Raw genomic sequence first — 22,542 nt, forward strand, 5'->3', positions numbered from 1 at the left:
CGTTGAACCCTACCTCTGTTATTCAGGAGCCCCCGCCGGGTAGCGACTGTGGCTGCGCCACTGTTTCAGGCGGCGCAACCACAGTATGACCTGCCAAACCTGCTTGATTCCACGCATATTGGCGATCATCGCTCGATGGATGCCACGCCGATAGAACTCTTCGATGATCTGTTGCCGCGCCTCTGGCTCGGGTTCGCGGCGAATACTGTGGCAGACCCCCAGCGCTTCGCGCGTGATTTGCCAGTGAAACGCCGGGCAAAGGGAAATTTTCTGGCTATAGCGCTGATTCAATGCCACCAGCATCTCTACAATTTTCATGTAATGACGCTGATATTCAACATTCGCCAACCCTACACGGCGGCGGTTACTAATAGACCGATCGTGCACCCACTGGCGATACAGCGGTTTGCTGAGGTATTTCACCCGCTGAGCGTTAAACATCACCTCGGTGGTCCAGGGAATATCCTGATGGTGCAAGCCAGGTTCAAAATAGAGCTGATGCTGCCTGATAAAATCAAGACGATAAACCGCCAGCCACACCACATGAATAAAGCGCCTGGATTTCAGCGCCTTTTCCAGCCATTGCGCGCCGCTGAGCACGCGGGTGCTCTTCAAGCGCTGCGGTGGGATAATCAACTGCTGCTCGTCATGGCTGGCAAAATAACGTTCACCGTTACATTGCATCACATCCAATTGATACTTTTCTGCCTGTTCAATCAGCGTTGAATACATGTCAGGGGCTAACACATCATCGGCGTCAGGAAAGGCGACATATTTGCCACGCGCGACGGCCAATCCGGCGTTACGCGCATTAGATACGCCTGCATTCTCTTGATCGATCACGCTAATATGCGGGTACTGAGCGGCATAGCGGTGAGCAATTTCCCCTGAACCATCGGTAGAACCATCGTTGACTATGATCACTTCCAGCGATGGCTCCTGCTGTGCGAGCAAAGACGCCAAAAAAGGCACAAACAGCTCCCCGGCATTATGCAGAGGGACAATCACACTCAGTTTTAATGACATACCGGACTCATTGCTGGCAAAAGTAAGAAGTTTAATTATTCTAATAAGTTCAATGCACTACCTTGCTAAAATCGATATTTTGTAATGCTGATAACCCTCAATACTCACATTTTAACGGAGAAGAAAATTCACAAAAAATGCTTCATTTAACTTTCGTTTAATTTTCATCAGGAACCGCTGTAAGCTGCACCCACGAACAGAATATGGCAGAATGCCCGGTCAACATCGTCATTCCAGTCTGCCAGGTCTTTTGAAACCCATGAGTGCAACCACTCCAAGCCTTAAATCTTTGCCCTATACCCGTGAGTCACTGCTGGAACTGTTTGCCCCACTGGCGCAGCAACCCTGGGCTATGCTGCTGCATTCCGGGTTTGCCGAACACTCACATAATCGCTTTGATATCCTGGTTGCTGAACCGCGCGCCACTCTGACCACCCATGGCGCAAACACCGAGATTTGCCGTGGCGCAGAGCGTGAAAACTCGCTAGAAGATCCTTTCCTGCTGTTACAACAGCAATTGGATGCCCTGCACCTGCAGCCGGAGCCGCATACGGACCTCCCTTTCCAGGGCGGCGCATTAGGGCTGTTCGGTTACGATTTAGGGCGGCGCGTAGAAGCCCTGCCGCAGTGGGCTCAGGCGGATATCGCCCTGCCGGATATGGCGGTCGGTATTTACGACTGGGCGTTAATTGCCGATCATCAGCGGCAAACACTGACGCTGCTCAGCTATGGCGATGTTGAACAACGCTGGCGCTGGCTCAACCAACAGCAGGCCCCCGCTTGCGTGCCTTTTGCCCTGACGGGCCACTGGCAGGCGAATATGACGCGCCAGCAATATGGTGAGAAATTTCGCCGCATCCAGGAATACCTGCGTAGCGGTGACTGCTACCAAATCAATCTGGCACAGCGCTTTTCCGCGCCTTATCAAGGTGACGAATGGCAGGCTTTCTGCCAATTGAGTGCCAGCAACCGTGCCCCGTTTTCTGCTTTTTTGCGGCTACCGCAAAACAGTGTGCTGAGTGTGTCACCGGAGCGCTTTCTGTGGCTGGAAAACCAGCGGATCCAGACTCGGCCAATCAAAGGCACCTTGCCACGCCTGGCCGATGCGGCGGCAGACGCCGCCCAGGCACAAAAGTTGGCCCATTCAGCCAAGGATCGCGCTGAAAACCTGATGATTGTCGATCTGCTGCGCAATGATATTGGCCGTGTGGCACTGCCGGGCAGCGTGCGCGTACCGGAACTATTTGTCGTAGAGCCGTTCCCGGCGGTGCATCACCTGGTCAGCACCATCACCGCCGTTCTGCCCACCAGCACGCCAGCCACCGAATTGCTGCGTGCCTGCTTCCCTGGCGGCTCGATCACCGGCGCTCCTAAGGTCCGCGCCATGGCGATCATCGAAGAGCTGGAGCCGCAGCGGCGTAATGCCTATTGTGGCAGCATCGGTTACATCAGCGCCTGCGGCACCATGGACACCAATATTACCATCCGAACGCTGATGACCGAAAAAGGTCGTCTATATTGTTCTGCAGGGGGTGGCATCGTTGCCGACAGCCAGGAACAGGCGGAATATCAGGAAACCTTTGATAAGGTAGGCCGAATATTGCCACAGTTGGGGGAGTTTACCGTTTCGTGAGAACTCAGGATCATCCGGCGTCGCTGGCCGCTTTCATCAGCCGTTTTCAGCTGCAGTTGCCGCAGGCAACGCAGGCCTCACACAACGTGCGCCCGGCAGCGGTGCTGATCCCGATTATTTGCCGGCCGGAACCGACCCTGTTGCTTACCCGCCGGGCCGACTCATTGCGCAAGCACGCGGGCCAGGTGGCCTTTCCTGGCGGTAAAACCGATGCCGAAGACGGTTCAGCGATCGTCACCGCGTTGCGGGAGGCGCAGGAAGAAGTGGCGATCCCCTCGCAGGCAGTGCATGTGCTGGGGCAACTGGCCCCGCTGGACAGCAACACCGGCTTTCAAGTCACCCCCATCGTTGGCCTGATACCACCAGACATCGAATTCTATGCCAATGCCGAAGAAGTGGCAGAGGTGTTTGAAATGCCGCTGCACGAAGCGCTGACGCTTTCACGTTATTATCCGCTGGATATTCACCGCGGTGGCCACTCACATCGGCTCTATCTTTCCTGGTATCAAAGCCAGTTTGTCTGGGGGCTGACTGCCGCCATCATCCGCCGTCTGGCACAGCAGGTGAGCATTTAAAGCCGCCAGTTTCTGTGACTTACCGCGCAATATTGTACCTATCTCTTATAATTTCCCTATGTAAAGCGATCGCTATCACTTAATAGCAATGGTTTTTCAACTACTGTGCAGCGCATCCGTCTTTTAAAAAAACCGTAAATACTCTCTTAAACATTATGAAATACCTGTAAAATACCAACACCCGGGACAAACCACTGTCACAGTAAGGTTTCAACCCAGGAAGCAGCGCCGCAGACGCTTGATATCAGCACCTGGTTTCCTGCGCAGCTCAGGTTGCCGCAGCCATAATAATAATGCCTCTTTAAAGGAGTTTTAGCGTGATTAGCGTTTTCGACATGTTTAAGATCGGCATCGGCCCGTCCAGCTCTCATACGGTTGGCCCAATGAAAGCCGGCAAACAGTTTGTCGACGATCTGGTAAGCGAAGGCCTGATGTCTTCAATCACGCGTGTTGCCGTGGATGTTTACGGCTCACTCTCATTGACCGGTAAAGGTCACCATACCGACATTGCCATCATTCTCGGCCTGGCGGGCAATTTGCCAGCGACCGTCGATATCGACAGCATTCCCGGTTTTATACGCGATGTTGAACAGCGCCAACGCCTGATGCTGGCCAGCGGCCTGCATGAAGTCGATTTCCCGCGCGACGGCGGCATGGTATTCCGCAGCGATAATCTGCCGCTGCACGAAAACGGTATGCAGATCCATGCCTTCGCCGGCGAGAAACAGGTTTACAGCAAAACCTATTACTCCCTCGGCGGTGGTTTTATTGTCGATGAAGAGCACTTCGGCAAAGCCGACAGCAGCGATGTCAGCGTGCCTTACCCGTTCCATTCGGCCAGTGAAATGCTTGAACATTGCCACACTACCGGTCTTTCCCTGTCGGGCTTGGTGATGCAGAACGAACTGGCGCTGCACAGCAAGCAGGAGATCGAAAGCTATTTCGGCAACGTCTGGCAGACCATGCGCGCCTGCATCGATCGCGGGCTGAATACCGAAGGGGTGCTGCCTGGGCCACTGCGCGTGCCGCGCCGGGCTTCAGCATTGCGCCGTATGTTGGTCTCTTCAGACAAGCTGTCTAACGATCCGATGAACGTGATCGACTGGGTGAACATGTTTGCGCTGGCGGTAAACGAAGAAAACGCCGCCGGTGGCCGAGTGGTCACCGCGCCAACCAACGGAGCCTGCGGCATCGTGCCTGCGGTGCTGGCCTATTATGATCACTTTATTGAATCCGTCAGCCCGGATATTTATATCCGCTATTTTATGGCCACCGGTGCCATTGGGGCACTGTATAAAATGAATGCCTCGATCTCAGGTGCCGAAGTAGGTTGCCAAGGGGAAGTGGGCGTTGCCTGCTCCATGGCCGCCGCAGGCCTGGCAGAACTGTTGGGTGGCAGCCCGGAACAGGTGTGCATTGCCGCAGAGATCGGCATGGAACATAACCTGGGCCTGACCTGCGATCCGGTTGCTGGCCAGGTGCAGGTGCCGTGCATTGAGCGTAACGCCATTGCCGCGGTAAAAGCCATCAACTCAGCGCGTATGGCGCTACGCCGCACCAGTGAACCCCGGGTTTCACTGGATAAAGTGATCGAAACCATGTATGAAACCGGCAAAGACATGAATGCCAAATACCGCGAAACCTCCCGTGGGGGGTTAGCGATCAAAGTCCAGTGTGATTGACTCACTACCCCGCCGTCCGGCGTAATGCCGGTCAGTTAAGCGCGAAGCAGCATAATCATGCATCAATGGTTCAAGGCATCGCCCCCTCTCCCTGTGGGAGAGGGCCGGGGTGAGGGCAAGTCGTGCGGTGATTGTCCCCTCACCCTAACCCTCTCCCCAAGGGAGAGGGAACTGGTTAGCCTTAACTGATGAGCATTACGCCGTCCGGCGGGGTTTTTCTTGATGCTCAGAGCCTTTGTACATTCCCCTGACTCTGGTTTATCCCGCGGTTAACCCCCTGTTTTCATCTTTATGCCAGGAACTTGCAATAATTTGTTGGATTACCATCAACTTTCAATGTTGACCGACTAGAATTAGCCAAGTATCCCATTGCAAAATTTAGGCTTGGAGTGGCTCAGGCTATATCGCTAAACAAGGATCTACCTGATGTTGATGACCCAGCTTGCCGCATCGAAATATCGCTATTACCGATGGCTACTCGCCAGTGCGGTTGGGGTAGTTATCTTATTGATTTCGCTCTATACCCACTATTATCAGGAAGTTCGCCTGACTGAACAGAATCGACAGATTTTAGCCACCCGAATTATCACCAAACTTAATGAACTGCTGCTACCTGCACAGCAACAGGCCGGGAACATCATGCAGTTGGTTGGCCAGCCCTGCGCGCCTATCATGCCAACGCTGCGCTTTCGTGCAGCACAAAATCAGGCCTTGCGCGCCCTGCTGCTGGTGAAGAATGGGGTTATTTACTGTTCAAGCCTGTTTGGCCAGCGCCATTATGTATTTTCAATTATCTTCCCCAAGATGAACAATGAAGGTGTGCAATTGGCCCTACGCCCTTCTCTGTCGGTGGCCAAAGGCGTGCCGACGCTGGTGCTGTGGACGCCGCAAAGCAATAGCGGCACCAGTGGCGTGCTGCACGTATTCAATATTGAATTGCTGGCCAATTTTTTACTTGAGCCACAGGAGCCTTACGCTCATCGAGTCATGCTTAACGTTGGTGACTCAAGCCTGATGTATGGTCAGCGCGAAATTATTCTTGGTAGTACGCAGTCTGAAGGCCGACAATATACGGCAAAATCAGATAAGTACCCCTTTTCTATTTCACTGTTTGGCCCTAGCACCAACTCGTTGGCTCTGGCCGCCTTACCGCGCCATATCCCACTCGCCCTAATGATTAGCCTGCTGGTCGCTTATCTGGTGTATCTGATTACCGCTAACCGCATGAGCCTGTCTTACTACATCGGCCATGCCATTACACACCATGAGTTCCGCGTTTACTGCCAGCCGATTATTAATAGCGATAATGGCCGCTGCATTGGCGTCGAAACACTATTACGCTGGAAGAATAAACGCCAAGGTTGGATTTCACCGGATGTGTTTATCCCCTTGGCCGAACAGCACGATCTGATTATTGCTCTCACCCGTTACCTAATGAGCAACGTCATAGAGAACCTGAACCTATTCCCACAGCGCCCCTCGTTCTATATCAGCATCAACGTTGCCGCCGAGCATTTCAACAGCGTCGGTGTTATTGATGACATCCGGCGCCTTTGGTTACCGGCAAACCCGATGCCCTCGCTGATGCTGGAATTAACCGAACGCACGGCACTGTCGGAAATTCAGCACGAGCAGATTAAGGCGCTCAAGGAAATGGGCATCATGCTGGCGATTGATGATTTTGGTACGGGCCATAGCTCATTGAGCTACCTGAAGAATCTGAGCCCGGATGTGTTGAAAATCGATCAAAGCTTTACCGCCGCTATCGGTACCGATGCGGTGAATGCCACCGTCACCGACACCATTATCACGTTGGCACAACGCCTGAAGATCAAAATGGTTGCAGAAGGGGTGGAAACTCAAGAGCAGGTCGACTACCTGCGCTCCCGCAGCGTCAATGCGCTGCAGGGTTACTACTTTGCCAAGCCGATGCCGATCAAAGTGTTTCCAGTGTGGTTACAGCAATATGAAATCCACCAGCAGGAGTTGCGTACACCGCGGCGGCAGCGGCCGGAGGAGAACCCTCCGGCCTGAAGTATTACTGATTTTATTCGTCGTGAGGCTTCACCTTGGTAATACCCACCAGTTCAATGCGATAGTCGGACACTTCCAGGATCTCAAAACGCAGCGAGTTCAGTTCCACCACGTCGCCAACTTCCGGCATCTGGCCGTAATGGGAAAGTAGGAAACCTGCCAGCGACGCGTAATCCTCCGTCGGGCTGACCAGGTCGTCGCAGTCCAATGCCTGCTCCAGTGAGTGTAAGTCCGCCCCGCCTTTCACCAGCCAGCGGCTATCTTCCGCAATAATATCCGGCGTTTCGTCTTCGTCAGGAAATTCACCGGCAATCGCTTCCAGCACGTCTAAGGGTGTTACCAACCCCTGCACCACCCCGAACTCATTAGTGACCACCACCAGGCGGCCTTTGGCACGGCGCAATACGGCCAGCAGCTTGATCACATCCATGGTTTCCGGCACCACCATCGGCGGCGTGCGGGCGGCGAACTCCGCGATATCCACGCCCTCGTCCAGTGCCACCAGCAAGTCTTTAGCGCGCACTACGCCAATGATTTCATCCAGTTCGTCACGGCACACAGGGAACAGGCTATGCGGCGTATCCAGCAGTTGCTCGCGCACCTCTTTACGGGAGCGTTCACAGTCCACCCAGGAGATTTCGGTACGCGGTGTCATGACGCTGCGCAGGGTGCGCGAAGCCAGCGTCAGCACCCCACTGATCATATAGCGCTCTTCCTCGGCAAAGGTCTGGCTCACTTCACGCGTTGCCGTTTCATCCGGTTGCGGCGTCCTTTCCTGGCCCATCAGGCGCATAATGGTTTCTGCCGTGCGCTCACGCATCGGGCGGCGCGCCTCATGCTTGATGAAGTTGCGACGTGCGATCTGGTTAAACAGTTCGATCAGGATCGAGAAGCCGATCGCGGCGTACAGATACCCTTTCGGAATATGCAGGCCGAAACCTTCGGCAATCAGGCTCAGGCCAATCATCAGCAGGAAGCTCAGACAGAGCACCACGATGGTAGGATGGGCGTTGACGAAGCTGGTGAGTGGTTTCGATGCCAGCAGCATCACCGCCATGGCAATCACCACCGCCGCCATCATGATAGGCAGATCGTTCACCATTCCCACGGCGGTGATCACCGCATCGAGGGAGAATACCGCATCCAGAATAACGATCTGCACCACGACCACCCAAAATTTGGCGTAGCCGCGGTTAAGGCCACCTTGGTGGTTATGCCCTTCTAACCGCTCGTGCAGTTCCATGGTTGCCTTGAACAGCAGGAAAATACCGCCAAACAGCAGGATCAGATCGCGGCCAGAGAAACTGAACTCTGCCACGCGGAACAACGGCGTGGTCAGGGTCACCATCCACGAAATCACCGACAGCAGACCAAGGCGCATCACCAACGCCAGCGACAAACCAAGAATACGCGCTTTATCACGCTGCTTGGGAGGCAGTTTGTCGGCCAGAATGGCAATAAACACCAGGTTGTCGATGCCCAGTACAATTTCCAGCACCACCAAAGTCAATAACCCAGCCCAAATGGAGGGGTCCATTAATATTTCCATATCAGACTCCAGAAGAAAGACGGGTTTGCTGAGCAATACTCAAGCATAAGGATGCATACGCAAAGGTTGCGCGAGCAGAAACAACGGTGGAATAGAATCGCAGTACCGGGAAGCAGCCAACGGGCCGGGTGATATCTATAACGCCAACAGGGGGCGGGTGAAACGTTGAAAAACAGTAACTTCGGTGACAGTCCATAGGGAGGGCTGAGGCCCTTCACTCCTTAACGATGAAAGAAGCAGGCACTCTAGCAGGAAATTTTTTAGTGGAAAAGTGGCTTCTGCTACTTTGCGCCTCATTTTGTCATCTGTTTGCTGTTTAATCCTTCAAACAAACGCTGGCAGTCGTTCGATCGGCCAATAACAGAGCAGCATCACAAAATTTATTTTTTCACTCACTAAAATAAATTAACACCCGTATGAGTTAACGCGCACAGGTTGATGAAACTGCGCAAAAAATATGAAGTCAGCTTTTTGTATCTACACCATGGAAACCGACTGCCAGGATGGTAACGAGAAAGACACGATCGGTGTCTTAAGTTCAACGAGGAGGTAGCGAGTGGCAATAGCTATTATCATCGGCACACATGGGACTGCAGCGGAGCAATTGCTGAAAACCGCAGAAATGCTATTAGGCGAACAGGCTAACGTCGCTTATATAGATTTTGTCCCCGGTGAAAACGCCGAAACGCTAATTGAAAAATACAATCGAAAAATCAGCGAGCTCGACACCAGCGATGGCGTCCTGTTTCTGGTCGATACCTGGGGTGGCAGCCCGTTTAATGCGGCCAGCCGTATTGCTGTCGATAAACCGCACTATGAGGTGATCACCGGGGTTAACATTCCGATGCTGGTAGAAACCTTTATGGCGCGAGACGACAACCCCAGCTTCGACGAACTGGTGGCCTTGGCGCTGGAAACCGGCCGTGAAGGCGTAAAAGCGCTGAAGAAACCGGTAGCAGAGCCCGCCAAAACCACCGTTCCCCCCCCGATAAAAACCGCCGCGCCACAAGCTCCACTCGGCCCTGACGATCATATGAAGATTGGCCTGGCTCGCATTGATGATCGTTTGATTCACGGCCAGGTCGCCACCCGTTGGACCAAGGAAACCAACGTTAGCCGTATCATCGTGGTCAGTGACGAAGTCGCGGCCGATCACGTACGCAAAACCCTGCTGACGCAGGTGGCTCCTCCCGGCGTGACCGCACACGTTGTCGACGTAGCAAAAGCGATTCGCGTCTGGAATAACCCGAAATATGCCGGTGAGCGCGTGATGCTACTGTTTACCAATCCCACCGATGTCTGGCGCCTGGTGGAAGGCGGCGTGGCGATTAAATCCGTCAATATCGGTGGTATGGCGTTCCGTCAGGGCAAAACCCAGGTGAATAACGCCGTGTCTGTCGATCAAAAAGACATCGATGCGTTTAATAAATTAAACCAACGCGGTATTGAACTGGAAGTGCGTAAAGTGTCGTCCGATACCCAGTTGAAAATGATGGACCTGATTAACAAACTCAATTAATGGCCTGTGCCGTTAATTCTTTTATTCAAAGCTTTTCGGTCAAATAGGAGAAGTACAATGGAGATCACCACTCTTCAGATTGTGCTGATATTTATCGTTGCCTGTATTGCCGGGATGGGTTCCGTTCTGGATGAATTTCAGTTCCATCGTCCGTTAGTCGCCTGTACGTTGATTGGTTTTGTCCTTGGCGACATGAAAACCGGCATCATCATCGGCGGTACGCTGGAGATGATCGCCCTGGGTTGGATGAATATCGGCGCCGCAGTAGCACCGGATGCGGCATTGGCGTCCATCATTTCTACCATTCTGGTTATTGCCGGTGGGCAAAATATCGGCGCCGGTATCGCTCTGGCCATTCCGCTGGCAGCAGCAGGCCAGGTATTGACTATTATCGTCCGTACCCTGACCGTGGCCTTCCAGCACGCGGCCGACAGTGCGGCGGAACGTGGCAGCCTGCGCGGCATCACGGTGATCCACATCTCTGCCCTGCTGTTACAGGCGATGCGTATCGCCATTCCGGCGGTGATCGTGGCTATCTCGGTCGGTACCGCTGGCGTTCACGCGCTGCTTAACTCGATCCCGGAAGTGGTGACCAGCGGCCTGAACATCGCCGGTGGCATGATCGTGGTGGTTGGTTATGCCATGGTCATCAACATGATGCGTGCCGGCTACCTGATGCCATTCTTCTACCTGGGCTTCGTTACCGCCGCCTTTACCAACTTTAACCTGGTTGCACTCGGGGTGATCGGCGTGGTGATGGCCGTGCTCTATATCCAACTCAGCCCGAAATACAACAAGTCTCAGGTGGTTCAGGCCGGCCCGGCCAATGCCAACGACCTTGATAACGAACTGGACTAGGAATAGGTGAAAGAAATGGTTGATACAACGACGCAAAAGAAACTGACACCTGCTGATATTCGTGGCGTATTCATCCGCTCGAACCTATTCCAGGGGTCATGGAACTTTGAACGTATGCAGGCGCTGGGGTTCTGTTTTTCAATGGTGCCGGTGATCCGCCGCCTGTACCCGGAGAATAACGACGATCGTAAGCAGGCGATCAAACGCCATCTCGAGTTCTTCAACACACAACCCTTCGTTGCGGCACCGGTGCTCGGCGTCACTATGGCAATGGAAGAGCAGCGCGCCAACGGTGCCCCGATTGACGATGCGGCGATCAACGGTATCAAAGTGGGCCTGATGGGGCCGCTGGCTGGCGTGGGCGACCCGATTTTCTGGGGCACCGTGCGCCCGGTGTTTGCAGCTCTGGGGGCGGGTATCGCCATGAGCGGCAGCCTGCTCGGCCCGATCCTGTTCTTCGTGCTGTTTAACCTGGTACGCCTGCTGACCCGCTATTACGGCGTGGCCTACGGCTACCGCAAAGGGGTTGATATCGTTAACGATATGGGCGGTGGTTTCCTGCAGAAGCTGACGGAAGGAGCGTCGATTCTCGGCCTGTTTGTCATGGGGGCCTTGGTTAACAAGTGGACGCACGTCAATATTCCGCTGGTGGTGTCGAAGATCACCGATCAGACCGGGCAAACCAAGATCACCACGGTGCAAACCATCCTCGATCAGTTGATGCCGGGGTTGGTGCCACTGCTGTTAACCTTTGGCTGTATGTGGCTGCTGCGCAAGAAGGTCAATGCGCTGTGGATCATCATCGGTTTCTTTGGTATTGGTATTTTCGGCTATTGGATCGGTCTGCTAGGGCTATAATCGCGTCAACAAGCGAGGATAAAAATCTAAAGGCTAAGCAGTCCCCTCTCCTTCGGGGAGAGGGGGCGTTGCCTTTGGCATTATGCCGCATGGTTATGCCACTGTTCGCTTAACTGACCGGCATTAGAGGCAAAACCCCCGGTTTTTTATTGATGGAGTGATAAGATGTCGCTGACCGACGCGGTATTACTGATTTTTATTGTGCTGATGCTGCTATATGCCATGTACGACGAATTCGGCATGAACCTGCTGAAGGGCAAAACCCTGCTCAAGGTGCAGTTAAAGCGCAGTAACCGACTTGACTGCCTGATTTTTGTCGGCCTGCTGGCCATCCTGATTTACCGCAACATCACCACGCAAGGCGCGCCGTTAACCACCTATCTGCTCATTTCTCTCGCCTTGATTGCCGTGTATATTTCCTATATTCGCTGGCCCAAACTGTTGTTTAAATCACAGGGTTTCTTCTATGCCAATGCATTTATCGAATACTCGCGGATCAGAGCGATGAATTTATCTGAAGACGGCATTCTGGTTATTGATTTAGAACAGCGCAGATTATTGATTCAGGTCACGAAATTAGACGATCTGGAGAGGATTTATCATTTTCTTGTTGAAAATCAGTAACAAAAAACCTTCCCTCACTTTATTTAAATTTAACATTCAGCGGTGTCGGCGGGTAATTAATCAGCAATTACCCTGACATGTTGCTTATTACTTTCGCAGCACTGATGCTATTATCACCAATATTTTTTGCCTTTCCATCTTAAGTAAAAACCATTCTCAGTCCTATTGCGTCACCCCAGCAATTTAAAGGTTGTCTCCGCTAAAAATATTATGGTAAGGTTGCGCCGTCATTGGGGAGTAGCCGGTTTCTGAGCAACAAATACCAGAAACGCCCGTATCAACATACTCGTTTCGCAACTCGAAACGTGGTGCGGGCAGCCGAACAGGTTGGCGAGACCATAGACACGTAACTCCGTCGTATGGTTGGGGGTGGGTTACGTGTATATGGAGCCACCCGGCCGAGGCTATTTTACATGAACCTGTCAGCAACTCTTATTCTCGCATTTGGTATGTCTATGGACGCATTTGCCGCTTCGATCGGTAAAGGCGCTACCCTGCATAAACCGCGTTTTCGTGAAGCACTGCGCACCGGCCTGATCTTTGGCGTGATTGAAGCCATTACCCCGTTGATCGGCTGGGCTATCGGGCTGTTCGCCAGCCAATACATCATGGAGTGGGATCACTGGGTGGCCTTCGGCCTGCTGTTTATTCTGGGCGCACGTATGATCGTGGAAGGTGCCAAGAACAAGCCGCACGAAGAACAAAAGGTTAAACGTCATGGCTTCTGGGTGTTGGTGGCTACCGCTATCGCCACCAGTTTAGATGCGATGGCTATCGGCGTCGGCTTGGCCTTCCTGCAGGTTAACATTGTCCATACCGCCATGGCGATCGGTTGTGCCACCATGATTATGGCCACGCTGGGGATGATGATTGGCCGCTATATCGGCCCTCTGCTGGGTAAACGCGCCGAAATTCTTGGCGGCGTGGTGCTGATTGGCATTGGAGTCAATATCCTGCTCGAGCACCTGGGCTATCTGGCCTGACGTCCAGCGGAAGTGAAAAACCTGCCTCGGCAGGTTTTTTGGTTTCTAATAGAAGCGGCGATACAGGCGGAGCGCAAAGTCTGTCTCACAGGCAAAAGCCGTGTTCTCCGCCAGCGTTTGCTGCACCTGTACTGAGGCACGCCAGGCAAACGGCGTCATCTGCAGCAGATTAGCCGCCTGCTCGCCCGGCAACGTCATCGGATAGGCTAGCGACTCTGCGATTTCACACGTGAATCCCGCAAGCTGCTCGTCGTTTTCCGCATGTAGCTGAACATCCTGATAAACCTGCTGTTTGAGCTGATAAAGATGGCGTGGCCCCGGTGATACCGTCACAACAACACCGCCCGGCTTCACCACCCGCGCCAGCTCTTCGGCTTTACAGGGCGCATAGATGCGTAATACCGCATCGAGCGAAGCGTCGGCAAACGGCAAGCGATGGCTTGAGGCAACACAGAACGATACCGACGGGTAACGTTTGGCGGCGGAACGAATCGCCACCTTGGCCACGTCCAGGCCAAAAGCGGCTAATGCTCGCCGTTGGGATAACCGCGCGGCTACTGCTGCGGTGTAATAGCCTTCCCCACAGCCAATATCCAACAACGACGCCTCGGCCCCCGCAGGCAATGCCTCATCCAGCCATTCAGCGACCCGCTGTTGCAAAGGCTGATAATACCCCGCCTCCAGGAACGCACGGCGTGCCTGCATCATCTCAGCGCTGTCCCCTGGTTGCTTTGAGCGCTTATGCTGTACCGGCATTAAGTTGACGTAACCTTCTTTGGCACAGTCGAATTGATGATGATTTTCACAATGCCATTGCTGGCGCGCATGGTGCAGCGGCTGGTGACACAGGGGGCACTGATAGGACATGGCTTGATTTCCAGAGAGATACGGCGCGGCTAGTCTAAAGAACGAGGCTATGGGATGCAAGGTGGATACTCTCTGCTGCTAGCCAAGCGGTAAAAAAGCTAGCTACACTGGAGCCCATCATCAGTTGCAGGTAAAAGACGTTTTATGACCGACTACTCCCCGCTTCTTAGTGCCGTTCCCGGCATCAAACATGGCTTCGGTAATAAAGGGGCCCTGCTACCCGAGTTACTGTTGCCTTATCACGCCACGCTGCCAGAAAAAAAGCAGGTCCACGGCATCCGTATTGTCGATGTTCATCACCCGGCGCAAACCTGTGGCGAGGCCGATGGCTTCTTTACCCGCGAACCGGGGATTTTGATCAGCGTGCTAACCGCCGATTGCCTACCGGTCATATTCAGCCGTAACGACGGCAAGGCTATTGCAGCGGTTCACGCTGGCTGGCGCGGATTATTGGACGGCATTCTTGAGCAGATGGCACAGCATATCAACCGCGAAGATGGCACCGCAAACTGGGTCGCGGCCATCGGGCCTGCGGCTGGCCCATGCTGCTATGAGGTCAACGAGGAGTTGGTGGCGCGCTTTCAGGAGGTGTTACCTCTGCCACCTGAATTGATCAGCCCGCAACACCGCCATCTGGATTTGGCCGCTATCGCCGAGAAAAAGCTGTATGCCTTGGGATTTGCCGCTGTCGATCGCGCAGGCAGTTGCACCATCTGCACTCAGAACCACGACCCTAGGCTGCCACAGCGCTTTAAATACACCAGTTATCGCCGTAACAGCCATCGCCGCACGCAGGATCCCAGTCATCCGGGCATCAAAGGGCGAAATCAGTATTCCGGCATTGTTATTACAGGCTGAAGCGAGCGAATCACAGAAACGAAAAAACCCGCACAAAGGCGGGTTTTTTGTACAGCTGACGCTGATTAGATAGCAGTAACGTTTACTGCAGATGGGCCTTTCTGGCCATCTTGGATTTCGAACTCAACATTCTGACCTTCAGCCAGGGTTTTGAAACCGTTACCCTGGATTGCAGAGAAGTGTACGAACACATCTTTGCTGCCGTCAGCTGGGGTGATGAAACCGAAACCTTTAGACTCGTTGAACCACTTAACTTGACCTTTGATCTTTGCCATCTTGAGTATTTCCTTTGGATTGTTTAAACCGCCCAGCGGCGTTACATAGACAAACTAGAGTCGTTACTGCTTGAGGCACTAAGATAAGGATCGGCAGAGAAGCGGTATTCAACGCTAACGTCTTTACTCAGAACTTCTTTACTGAAAATGCCACACATATACAGAACTGTACCTCGTTTTACCCAGATGCGTTATCACATACTCTGGAAACTATGGCAAGCCATTTTTAATCACTGATCGACCTGTCGCACATATTTGAAACGGTCGAGCGCATGAATAGCCAAAATACCGTAAAAGATGTTGAAGCCTTGGCTATTTTCTGATTTGTAAACGACTTGCGCTGTAATCCGCGTGCTGCCTGAATTTTAACAATTCTTTCAACCTGACAACGCATACCTTTGACAACATATAAACGCCTGACCAGCACAAATGCATAAAAATTTTTGAATCTTTATGGAATTTTATATGCAAGATTTGAATATCGATGAACGGGTGGCCAAATCGCTCATCGCTCTGACCTCTTACCGCCAACGCCTGCTGCAGTAGGATAGTATTATCACCTTCCTCCTCTGCTGCGGCGGTTATCCCCCTTTTGGCGCAGTACCAAGCTGCCGTTTACTGGTGCATAAACATGCATCACTGGGAATTACGCACCAGGAAAGTGCAGCTCGGTGAAATAGCGGTGGCCGCAAAATGATGAATATTCGGAGTTAACTTAGGTAGAAGAAAATAAATAAAAAAAAAGCCCCCCGATAATAAAATTCTTATTTCCCCCAGGATTAACTTAAGGAGTTATGTAATTTCAACCGCCAACTTTGGCTTTGTTTTTACCCATTTCCGCTGCAACTCGCGTCATTGCCCAACTAAAGGCCATCTACGCCAAAGCCCGTACGGTGCGGGATGCGGCCTATCCCTTATGCCTTCGCCATTTACTCATTAAGAGTTAGTATCAAGATCAATACGCGCCCCAATCTTCACCGGATGAAATCGATGTTGCTCAATTCCTGCGGTCTTTAATGCCTCACCTAACTGCTGCGGGGGCTCATCTAACGATTCATCGGCCAATTCAAAAACCCCCCAATGAATAGGAATAACTTGAGGTGAATTTAATTGCTGATACAGCATGACCGATTGCTGCGGATCCATATGCTGCTCCTGCATGAACCATCTTGGTGCGTAGGCACCGATAGGCAACGCGGCCATGTCGAGCGGCCCCAGGCGAGTGCCAATGTCGACCAGTTTTTCGGAGTAGCCGCTGTCACCGGAGAAGTAAAAACGCAGCGCAGGATGATGGATCACCCAGCCACACCAGAGAGAGCGGTTGCGATCCCAGGGGGTTCTCATGCTCCAATGGCGCGCAGGGGTGGCGTGCAGCGTCATATCATCCAATACCAGGCTTTCCCACCAGTCTAGCTCAACCACACGTTTAGCTGGATAATGGCTGAACCAGCGTTTAAGGCCCAGTGGCACCACGAAAGTGATCTCGCGGAAACGCTTGGTCAGTTCCCTGATGGTGCAGCGATCCAGATGATCGTAATGGTTATGAGAAATCAGCACCACATCCACGGCAGGCAACTGCTGCACCGTCAACGGAGGGGGCGTTTTACGTTTTGGGCCATAAAAATTCACCGGTGAGGCACGGGGCGACAATACCGGATCAATCAGCACATAACGCCCTCCCAGGCGCAACAAGAGCGAAGCATGGCCCAGCCACCAAACGCTGTCCTGGTTGCCACCGAGATCGGCGGCTTGCCACCAGCGCTGGTTAAACTGTTCGTACCCCTCTTGCGGCGGCTTGGGTAAGCCGAGCTTTTTGCGCTCATCTTGCCAACGCCGCAAATCCCCCGGTTGATGCAGCGTTGGTTCCGGATTGATAAATCCCTGCGGCGTATGATGTGCTTTATTCGCATCGTAATAACGATTGGTGATCTTCATTCCCGACCTCTCCCTGCCTCAAGTCATACAAGATAGCCCGCTAGCGGCTTATGTGACCAGTATGATAAACATCTGGCCTTTTTGCCTATCTTACTGGCAGATAAATTAATTTAGCGGGAGCGATGAGGGAAAAGAGTGAACGACGCCTTACGTCAACTCGCCCTCTCTGGCGTCTGCTGGCTCAGCAGGAAACAGATCATGGCGGCTCGCAGTGGGCTGTGGCTACCCGCCAGCCACACGCCGCACGGGTTGGTGATACTGGCCTGCCACTGGGGGGGATTATCCTGGCTGATGGCGTTGAGGCTGATTTTGTTGGCACAGATAATCGGCCAGGCATCCGCCGGGTTCTTGCAATAGTCTTTGCCTTTCATCCCCCCGTAAGGGTACCATTTTTCCGGATTCTCCCCGGTGATTAACGCAATGTTACGGTTTACTTCAGCATCACTTTCTTCAGACCATTTAATCATTGGCTATATCCATCTTGCGTAGGGTTCAGGCTACATTACGATGCCGATACGACAGATTTATGACAGCCAACGATTACCCTTAAGGATATCCGCCACCATGCTATCTGGCCTTAACCACCTGACGCTCGCCGTCAGCGATCTTGACCGCAGCTTTGCTTTTTACATTGATCTTCTGGGCTTCAGCCCCAAGGCCCGGTGGGCACAAGGTGCCTATCTGACGCTGGGTGAACTGTGGCTTTGCCTGTCGCTGGATGATGCTTGCAGTGGGTTATCAAGACGTGACTATACCCATTATGCTTTCAGCGTGGCACCGGCAAATTTTGCCGCTTTCGCCGCGCGCTTACGCTCAAATGGGGTCGAAGAGTGGAAAACTAACCGCAGCGAGGGGGAGTCGGTGTATTTTCTCGATCCCGATCGACATGCTCTGGAAATTCACTGTGGCGATCTGGCCAGCCGTTTGGCAGTCTGCCGGGAGAAACCCTATGCGGGCATGGTGTTTTATTGACGATGAAGGTGGTGAGAGGGCGTTCCGATTAACACGGAAACTGAGGTAATCGACCCGTTCTTGACCTTCTCACCCAATCTGCGGCGAGCTTAACGCTCTGGAATAAACCCTTTGAAACTCAGCGCAGGGCTGAGGTCGTCATCATCGTTCGGATCCTGGTCCCCACGCGCGCTTTTCGCCAACGTTTTCAGCAACGCTGTTTGCTGGCGCTGTTGCTCGGCGATCTCCTGTAACAAGCGGATCTGCTCATCGGCACGCACGCTGGCGCGGTTGACCAAGAACCACACCCACAAGCCAAGCAGTGCGGACAAAATGACAACGGCGATGGAAATCAGGCCGGATGGACCATAACCTAAATCGAACATGAACAACCCTACCTACTGCATAAACTGAGCCGCTATCTTAGCATCCCCTTTAGAGCCAAGGGCAGGTTCGTGAGAAATTGTTATTACACCCTGTTACCGCAATGACACCAAGAGTGGTTTAAATCCACCACTCTTGGCGACAACTCACCGTTTACTCGCGGCTGAACTTCATCTCAATCAACGCAATAGCTTTTTCAATCGCACGCTTGGTGATGGGATCGGCCCCGGCCGGATGGGTGGAAAAATCGATACTCTTCAGTTGATTGGCCATCTTGTCCCGCACTTCCGTCGGCGCAATAACGTCGATCACGTCCAGGATCTGTTTGATAACCAGTTGGCAGGCAACCAGATCAGAAACCAGTTCCTGATCGTTGCTCAGCATGTCAGACATAATAACTCCCTTCTTGATTCAGACACGGCATATACCCGTCATACTTCAAGTGACAAGTGCGGTGAGTTACCAAGCCAACGCCCTGCCGCTCGAAATAGGGCGGGTATAATACAGCATGCCGATCATTGCTGCGCAATAAAACGTTCCAGGCGATGGCGTAACTGGCTGTTCTCTTTGCGTAACTGCTCAATCTCCTCCAGCAGCGTCAGCGTCACGGCGATGCCCGGCCAGTCCAAGGCCAGTTCGCGCTGCAAGCGTTGGGCACGATTAAACGCCGCCAGCGCAGCGTCGTCGAACAGCCAATCGGCCGCCCCAGGATCACGTGGCTCAATAACCCCTAATCCCACCACTTCACTCAATTCAGCTTCCGTCACTCCCGTATGCAGGCAAAACTCCGTTACGGTAAAGGTGATCTGTAACTTGGTCATCATGCTTTACTCCATACAGTGCGGGGATCGAAGGCCGCATTGGCTTCAGCCAGTTGTTGCCACAGAGCCGCCTGTTTGGCATCAGGCTTTGACGGCATGACAACTTTGATCACCGCATACAGATTGCCGGTTTCCTTTTTGCTGACCAGGCCTTTCCCCTTAATTCGCAGCCGCTGGCCAGCCTGAGTACCGGCAGGAATAGTCAGCAAAATATTATCTGATAAGGTGGGGATTGAAACCTTCGCCCCCAGCGCAGCCTCCCAAGGTGCCAACGGCACAACAACCTCGAGATCGTGCCCAATCACATCGAACAGAGGGTGCGGGGCAAGTTTAATGACCAGGTACAGATCACCATTAGCCCCGCCATCTATACCAGGCACCCCCTGCCCCTTAACGCGGATGCGTTCGCCATCCACCACCCCTGCGGGAATTTTCACATTAAGCGTTTTGGGGATTTCTTTTTCGACCAGGCCAAAAATGTTATATATCGGCACCGTATAACTCAGCGGCCGGGTGTGTTCAGTCAGCGTTTCCTCCAGGAACATGGCCACCGCGATCTCGACATCCTGCCCACGTGCCGCATGCCGCTGCTGTCGGCCTTGCGCACCACGGCCAAACATTGAAGCAAAGATATCAGCGTAATCTTCAGCATCGCCGCTCTCTGCCCGCCGAGTCTGTTGGCCAAAGCCAGGATCGTTACGGTGCCGGAGCAGTTCATCATATTGCGCACGTCGTTCGTTGTCCTTCAGCACTTCATAGGCTTCAGCAATTTCTTTAAAACGGGCTTCTGCATCAGTCTCGGTGCTGACATCAGGATGGAATTTCCGTGCCAAACGGCGGTATGCGGTCTTGATCGCCTTGATGTCATCAGAAGGTTTAACCCCTAAAATGGCATAGTAATCCTTGATTTCCATAACCTTCTCATCTCGTATTTATCAGTAGCCGGGAAAAATGAACGCACTGTTCAATCCGTTTATTTCAGTCGATTAACCACCTGGAACAGGCTGAATGCGCTGATCAGCATTTCGATACCGACAATAGCCGTCACCAGCGTCAGAGTGGTCTCGGGGCCTGCGCCAATCAACACTCCGGCGATCGCCAGATCGAGGATACCGATGACAACCTGCAGCCAGCGCCCCTCGCTCCCACGCCAGATAAAACCGGCTATCAGTCGCGCAATGCCGCCCAAAGCAAACAACACCGCCAAATAGACCGCCAGCGCCAAAATACCGACCGTCGGATTAGAGATAAAAACATAACCGACCATCAAATAGGCTAGGCCCAGCAGGATACCACCGATCATCGGCCAGGTGTTTTGTGCCCGGTTAATGAACATCTCAATAATGAGAGCCAGCCCGCTCAACAGCAGAAAGACACCGATCATCACGCTGAGAGCAACGCCAGAGGCAAAGGGGTTCAGCAGGCACAAAATCCCCCCCAGCAACAGTAACGCCGCCGTAATCAACAAGGGGACTCTTTGTTTCTTAAGAATATTCTCTTGAAGGGATAATAAGTGAGTACGATCGATATTCAACATGATGCACTTCCTTAGCTAATTTAAACGTCATCAATCATTTAGCTTAGTATGCGGCATTCATTAATGCGCTAATTTAGCGTTTTGGGCGGATTTTTACGAGGTAGGCAACTTGAAACTATGATGACATGGTTCCTTCCTGGAACCCGCCATCATTCATTAAGCACTGGGTTGAATTAATTCCGGTGAGCGAGTTGTTTGTCTGATTTCACTGATCTTCACCTCTCACACCTTCCGCGTTATTCACCACCATCACTGGCGTGGCCATAAAAGCAGCAACGCCCACAATGACAACAAGAGTAATAATCACTGTTATTAACATGCGATCACCCCATCAACATGAAGTTGTTTCGGCTGACTCTCTGTTTAGGTTAATGACTTTCGAACCTGAACCACTCACAAGCGGCGGTAACGGGCAATTTCAGATTAGCTGGTTTTTCTGGATGATGGCAAGTCATCCAGCCAAGCTTTTTATTGATGAGAACTGCAAACAGCAAGCGCATTGCATAGGCCAGAGCCAGCTACAACAACGGGCTTGGATGCGGCGAGGCCTCTGATTTTCGCCACAGGCAATGACCCGTCTCTATGCAAAATCCCCTCTGGCTCAAAGCCCACTATTTTCTAAAAGTGTGCCGCACGTTTGATTTTTGCCCTTTTTCTTCGCCTGATACAGTTGCGTATCCGCCTGCAGCAAGAAATCGGCCAGCGCAGCGGTGCTTTCTGCACCTCGGCAGCACACCCCAAGGCTGATACTGACAAAGGAGGAAGCCGAAGAGTCGGCATGTGGGATCCCCTGCTCGAGCACCTGTGTTCTGATTAATTCTGCCACTGCCATAGCACCGCTCAGTTCGGTATTCGGAAGCAAGCAGGCAAATTCCTCGCCACCATAGCGGGCAACCAGATCGGTAGCGCGCTTCAGGGTCCGTTGGATCGTTTTTGCCACCCGGCGTAAACAATCATCCCCCGCCAAATGGCCATACAAGTCGTTATATTTTTTGAAAGAATCAACATCAATAATAATCAGGCTGAGCGGAGTATGATGACGGCAGGACAGTTTCCACTCCTGAGCTAACCGTTCATCAAAATAGCGCCGATTATGCACTTCAGTTAAGCCGTCAAGGTACACCAGTTGGCGTAATAAATCAGATTGCGCCTTCAGCAGCAGATGCGTGCGCACGCGTGCTCTGACCGTGTTTCTATTGATCGGCTTGCTGATAAAATCGACCGCTCCCTCATTAAAACAGCGGGTTTCCGTCTCTTCATCAATATGGGCGGTAACAAAGATAATCGGAATATCTTTGGTTTCAGTCAGCGCCTTGAGCTGAGCGCAAACCTCATAACCACTGATATCCGGCATTTCAATATCCAGCAGGATCAGATCCGGCTTCTGCTTAAGACAAACTTCTAGCGCCTGTTTGCCATTGGTTGCCATACAAACCTGGTGATCGGCAGAAAACGCCTGATATAACACCTGAATATTGATCGGGTGATCGTCCACAATCAACAGCTTGGGTTTCTCTAACCCTGGTAAAAACACGACAGGCTCCTGGTCAGGAGAGTCATTTATTGTCATTAT

The 22,542-nt window shown here is 52.6% G+C and carries 24 protein-coding genes and 1 riboswitch; of the genes, 11 read left to right on the forward strand and 13 right to left on the reverse strand.

Translation table 11 applies throughout. The annotated features are described in order from the left end of the window. Positions 1-18: 18 nt before the first annotated feature. Entirely contained in the window at positions 19-1,026 is a 1,008-nt protein-coding gene (locus BMI79_RS06240; protein ID WP_076941294.1) for a glycosyltransferase, read from the reverse strand. A 259-nt stretch (positions 1,027-1,285) separates the two neighbouring features. On the opposite strand from BMI79_RS06240, the gene pabB reads away from it, so the two are divergent. The 4 genes from pabB to BMI79_RS06260 all read left to right on the forward strand — a co-directional run bounded on the left by pabB (position 1,286) and on the right by BMI79_RS06260 (position 6,950). Next, positions 1,286-2,659, forward strand: coding sequence for an aminodeoxychorismate synthase component 1 (pabB, locus tag BMI79_RS06245; RefSeq protein ID WP_076941295.1), 1,374 nt, complete (start codon positions 1,286-1,288; stop codon positions 2,657-2,659). After that, positions 2,656-3,234, forward strand: a complete 579-nt coding sequence (locus tag BMI79_RS06250) for a CoA pyrophosphatase (protein WP_076941296.1) — start codon at positions 2,656-2,658, stop codon at positions 3,232-3,234. The genes pabB and BMI79_RS06250 overlap by 4 nt, the downstream gene beginning before the upstream one ends. 317 nt (positions 3,235-3,551) lie before the next feature. Further along, positions 3,552-4,916, forward strand: a complete 1,365-nt coding sequence (gene sdaA, locus BMI79_RS06255; RefSeq protein ID WP_076941297.1) for an L-serine ammonia-lyase — start codon at positions 3,552-3,554, stop codon at positions 4,914-4,916. 426 nt (positions 4,917-5,342) lie between these two features. Continuing rightward, complete coding sequence (locus tag BMI79_RS06260; RefSeq protein WP_076941298.1) at positions 5,343-6,950, forward strand: EAL domain-containing protein; 1,608 nt, start codon at positions 5,343-5,345, stop codon at positions 6,948-6,950. Between the two features lie 13 nt (positions 6,951-6,963). On the opposite strand, the gene BMI79_RS06265 is transcribed toward BMI79_RS06260, so the two are convergent. After that, positions 6,964-8,499, reverse strand: a complete 1,536-nt coding sequence (locus BMI79_RS06265; protein ID WP_076941299.1) for a TerC family protein — start codon at positions 8,497-8,499, stop codon at positions 6,964-6,966. 556 nt (positions 8,500-9,055) lie between these two features. Here BMI79_RS06265 and manX point away from each other — a divergent pair. The 5 genes from manX (at position 9,056) to mntP (ending at position 13,341) form a co-directional block, all read left to right on the forward strand. Next, a complete protein-coding gene (gene manX / locus BMI79_RS06270; protein ID WP_076941300.1) occupies positions 9,056-10,018 on the forward strand; it encodes a PTS mannose transporter subunit IIAB in 963 nt (320 codons plus the stop codon). 57 nt (positions 10,019-10,075) lie between these two features. After that, a complete protein-coding gene (locus BMI79_RS06275) occupies positions 10,076-10,876 on the forward strand; it encodes a PTS mannose/fructose/sorbose transporter subunit IIC (RefSeq protein WP_076941301.1) in 801 nt (266 codons plus the stop codon). Positions 10,877-10,891: 15 nt separating this feature from the next. Continuing rightward, positions 10,892-11,734: a PTS mannose transporter subunit IID gene (locus tag BMI79_RS06280; protein WP_076941302.1), complete on the forward strand. Its 843-nt coding sequence runs from the start codon at positions 10,892-10,894 to the stop codon at positions 11,732-11,734. A gap of 165 nt (positions 11,735-11,899) precedes the next feature. After that, positions 11,900-12,358: a DUF986 family protein gene (locus BMI79_RS06285; protein ID WP_076941303.1), complete on the forward strand. Its 459-nt coding sequence runs from the start codon at positions 11,900-11,902 to the stop codon at positions 12,356-12,358. A 220-nt stretch (positions 12,359-12,578) separates the two neighbouring features. Beyond that, a riboswitch (yybP-ykoY riboswitch) is annotated at positions 12,579-12,759 on the forward strand. Between the two features lie 12 nt (positions 12,760-12,771). Next, positions 12,772-13,341: a manganese efflux pump MntP gene (gene mntP, locus BMI79_RS06290; protein ID WP_076941304.1), complete on the forward strand. Its 570-nt coding sequence runs from the start codon at positions 12,772-12,774 to the stop codon at positions 13,339-13,341. A 45-nt stretch (positions 13,342-13,386) separates the two neighbouring features. Here mntP and rlmA read toward each other — a convergent pair whose 3' ends face one another. Beyond that, on the reverse strand, positions 13,387-14,208 hold the full coding sequence (rlmA, locus tag BMI79_RS06295) for a 23S rRNA (guanine(745)-N(1))-methyltransferase (protein WP_076941305.1): 822 nt from the start codon (positions 14,206-14,208) through the stop codon (positions 13,387-13,389). 144 nt (positions 14,209-14,352) lie between these two features. Here rlmA and pgeF point away from each other — a divergent pair, with 144 nt between their 5' ends. Continuing rightward, the gene (pgeF, locus tag BMI79_RS06300; protein ID WP_076941306.1) at positions 14,353-15,066 is read left to right on the forward strand and encodes a peptidoglycan editing factor PgeF; all 714 of its coding nucleotides are present in this window, start codon (positions 14,353-14,355) and stop codon (positions 15,064-15,066) included. Between the two features lie 65 nt (positions 15,067-15,131). Here the strand turns inward: pgeF and cspE are convergent, their stop codons facing one another. From cspE to BMI79_RS06320, 4 genes are all read right to left on the reverse strand, one after another. Then, the gene (gene cspE, locus BMI79_RS06305) at positions 15,132-15,341 is read right to left on the reverse strand and encodes a transcription antiterminator/RNA stability regulator CspE (RefSeq protein ID WP_002221949.1); all 210 of its coding nucleotides are present in this window, start codon (positions 15,339-15,341) and stop codon (positions 15,132-15,134) included. Between the two features lie 41 nt (positions 15,342-15,382). Further along, the gene (locus BMI79_RS06310; RefSeq protein ID WP_002211058.1) at positions 15,383-15,499 is read right to left on the reverse strand and encodes a DUF2627 domain-containing protein; all 117 of its coding nucleotides are present in this window, start codon (positions 15,497-15,499) and stop codon (positions 15,383-15,385) included. Positions 15,500-16,277: 778 nt separating this feature from the next. Then, entirely contained in the window at positions 16,278-17,276 is a 999-nt protein-coding gene (locus BMI79_RS06315; RefSeq protein ID WP_076941307.1) for an MBL fold metallo-hydrolase, read from the reverse strand. Between the two features lie 152 nt (positions 17,277-17,428). Further along, on the reverse strand, positions 17,429-17,743 hold the full coding sequence (locus BMI79_RS06320) for a phage protein NinX family protein (protein WP_076941308.1): 315 nt from the start codon (positions 17,741-17,743) through the stop codon (positions 17,429-17,431). Between the two features lie 97 nt (positions 17,744-17,840). Here BMI79_RS06320 and fos point away from each other — a divergent pair, with 97 nt between their 5' ends. After that, entirely contained in the window at positions 17,841-18,248 is a 408-nt protein-coding gene (fos, locus tag BMI79_RS06325) for a fosfomycin resistance glutathione transferase (protein ID WP_076941309.1), read from the forward strand. Positions 18,249-18,337: 89 nt separating this feature from the next. On the opposite strand, the gene BMI79_RS06330 is transcribed toward fos, so the two are convergent. The 6 genes from BMI79_RS06330 to BMI79_RS06355 form a co-directional block, all read right to left on the reverse strand. Further along, complete coding sequence (locus BMI79_RS06330) at positions 18,338-18,613, reverse strand: YebO family protein (protein ID WP_076941310.1); 276 nt, start codon at positions 18,611-18,613, stop codon at positions 18,338-18,340. Positions 18,614-18,764: 151 nt separating this feature from the next. Next, on the reverse strand, positions 18,765-19,004 hold the full coding sequence (locus tag BMI79_RS06335; protein ID WP_076941311.1) for a DUF2766 family protein: 240 nt from the start codon (positions 19,002-19,004) through the stop codon (positions 18,765-18,767). Positions 19,005-19,126: 122 nt separating this feature from the next. After that, positions 19,127-19,432 carry a chaperone modulator CbpM gene (cbpM, locus tag BMI79_RS06340; RefSeq protein ID WP_076941677.1) on the reverse strand — a complete coding sequence of 102 codons (306 nt, stop codon included), beginning with the start codon at positions 19,430-19,432 and terminating at the stop codon, positions 19,127-19,129. Beyond that, complete coding sequence (gene cbpA, locus BMI79_RS06345) at positions 19,432-20,346, reverse strand: curved DNA-binding protein (protein ID WP_076941312.1); 915 nt, start codon at positions 20,344-20,346, stop codon at positions 19,432-19,434. The genes cbpM and cbpA overlap by 1 nt, the downstream gene beginning before the upstream one ends. 59 nt (positions 20,347-20,405) lie before the next feature. After that, positions 20,406-20,969, reverse strand: coding sequence for an HdeD family acid-resistance protein (locus BMI79_RS06350; RefSeq protein WP_076941313.1), 564 nt, complete (start codon positions 20,967-20,969; stop codon positions 20,406-20,408). 601 nt (positions 20,970-21,570) lie between these two features. After that, entirely contained in the window at positions 21,571-22,539 is a 969-nt protein-coding gene (locus BMI79_RS06355) for a diguanylate cyclase domain-containing protein (RefSeq protein WP_076941314.1), read from the reverse strand. Between the last annotated feature and the right edge of the window lie 3 nt (positions 22,540-22,542).

This window comes from Serratia oryzae (assembly GCF_001976145.1).
Classification (GTDB): Bacteria; Pseudomonadota; Gammaproteobacteria; order Enterobacterales; family Enterobacteriaceae; genus Chania; species Chania oryzae.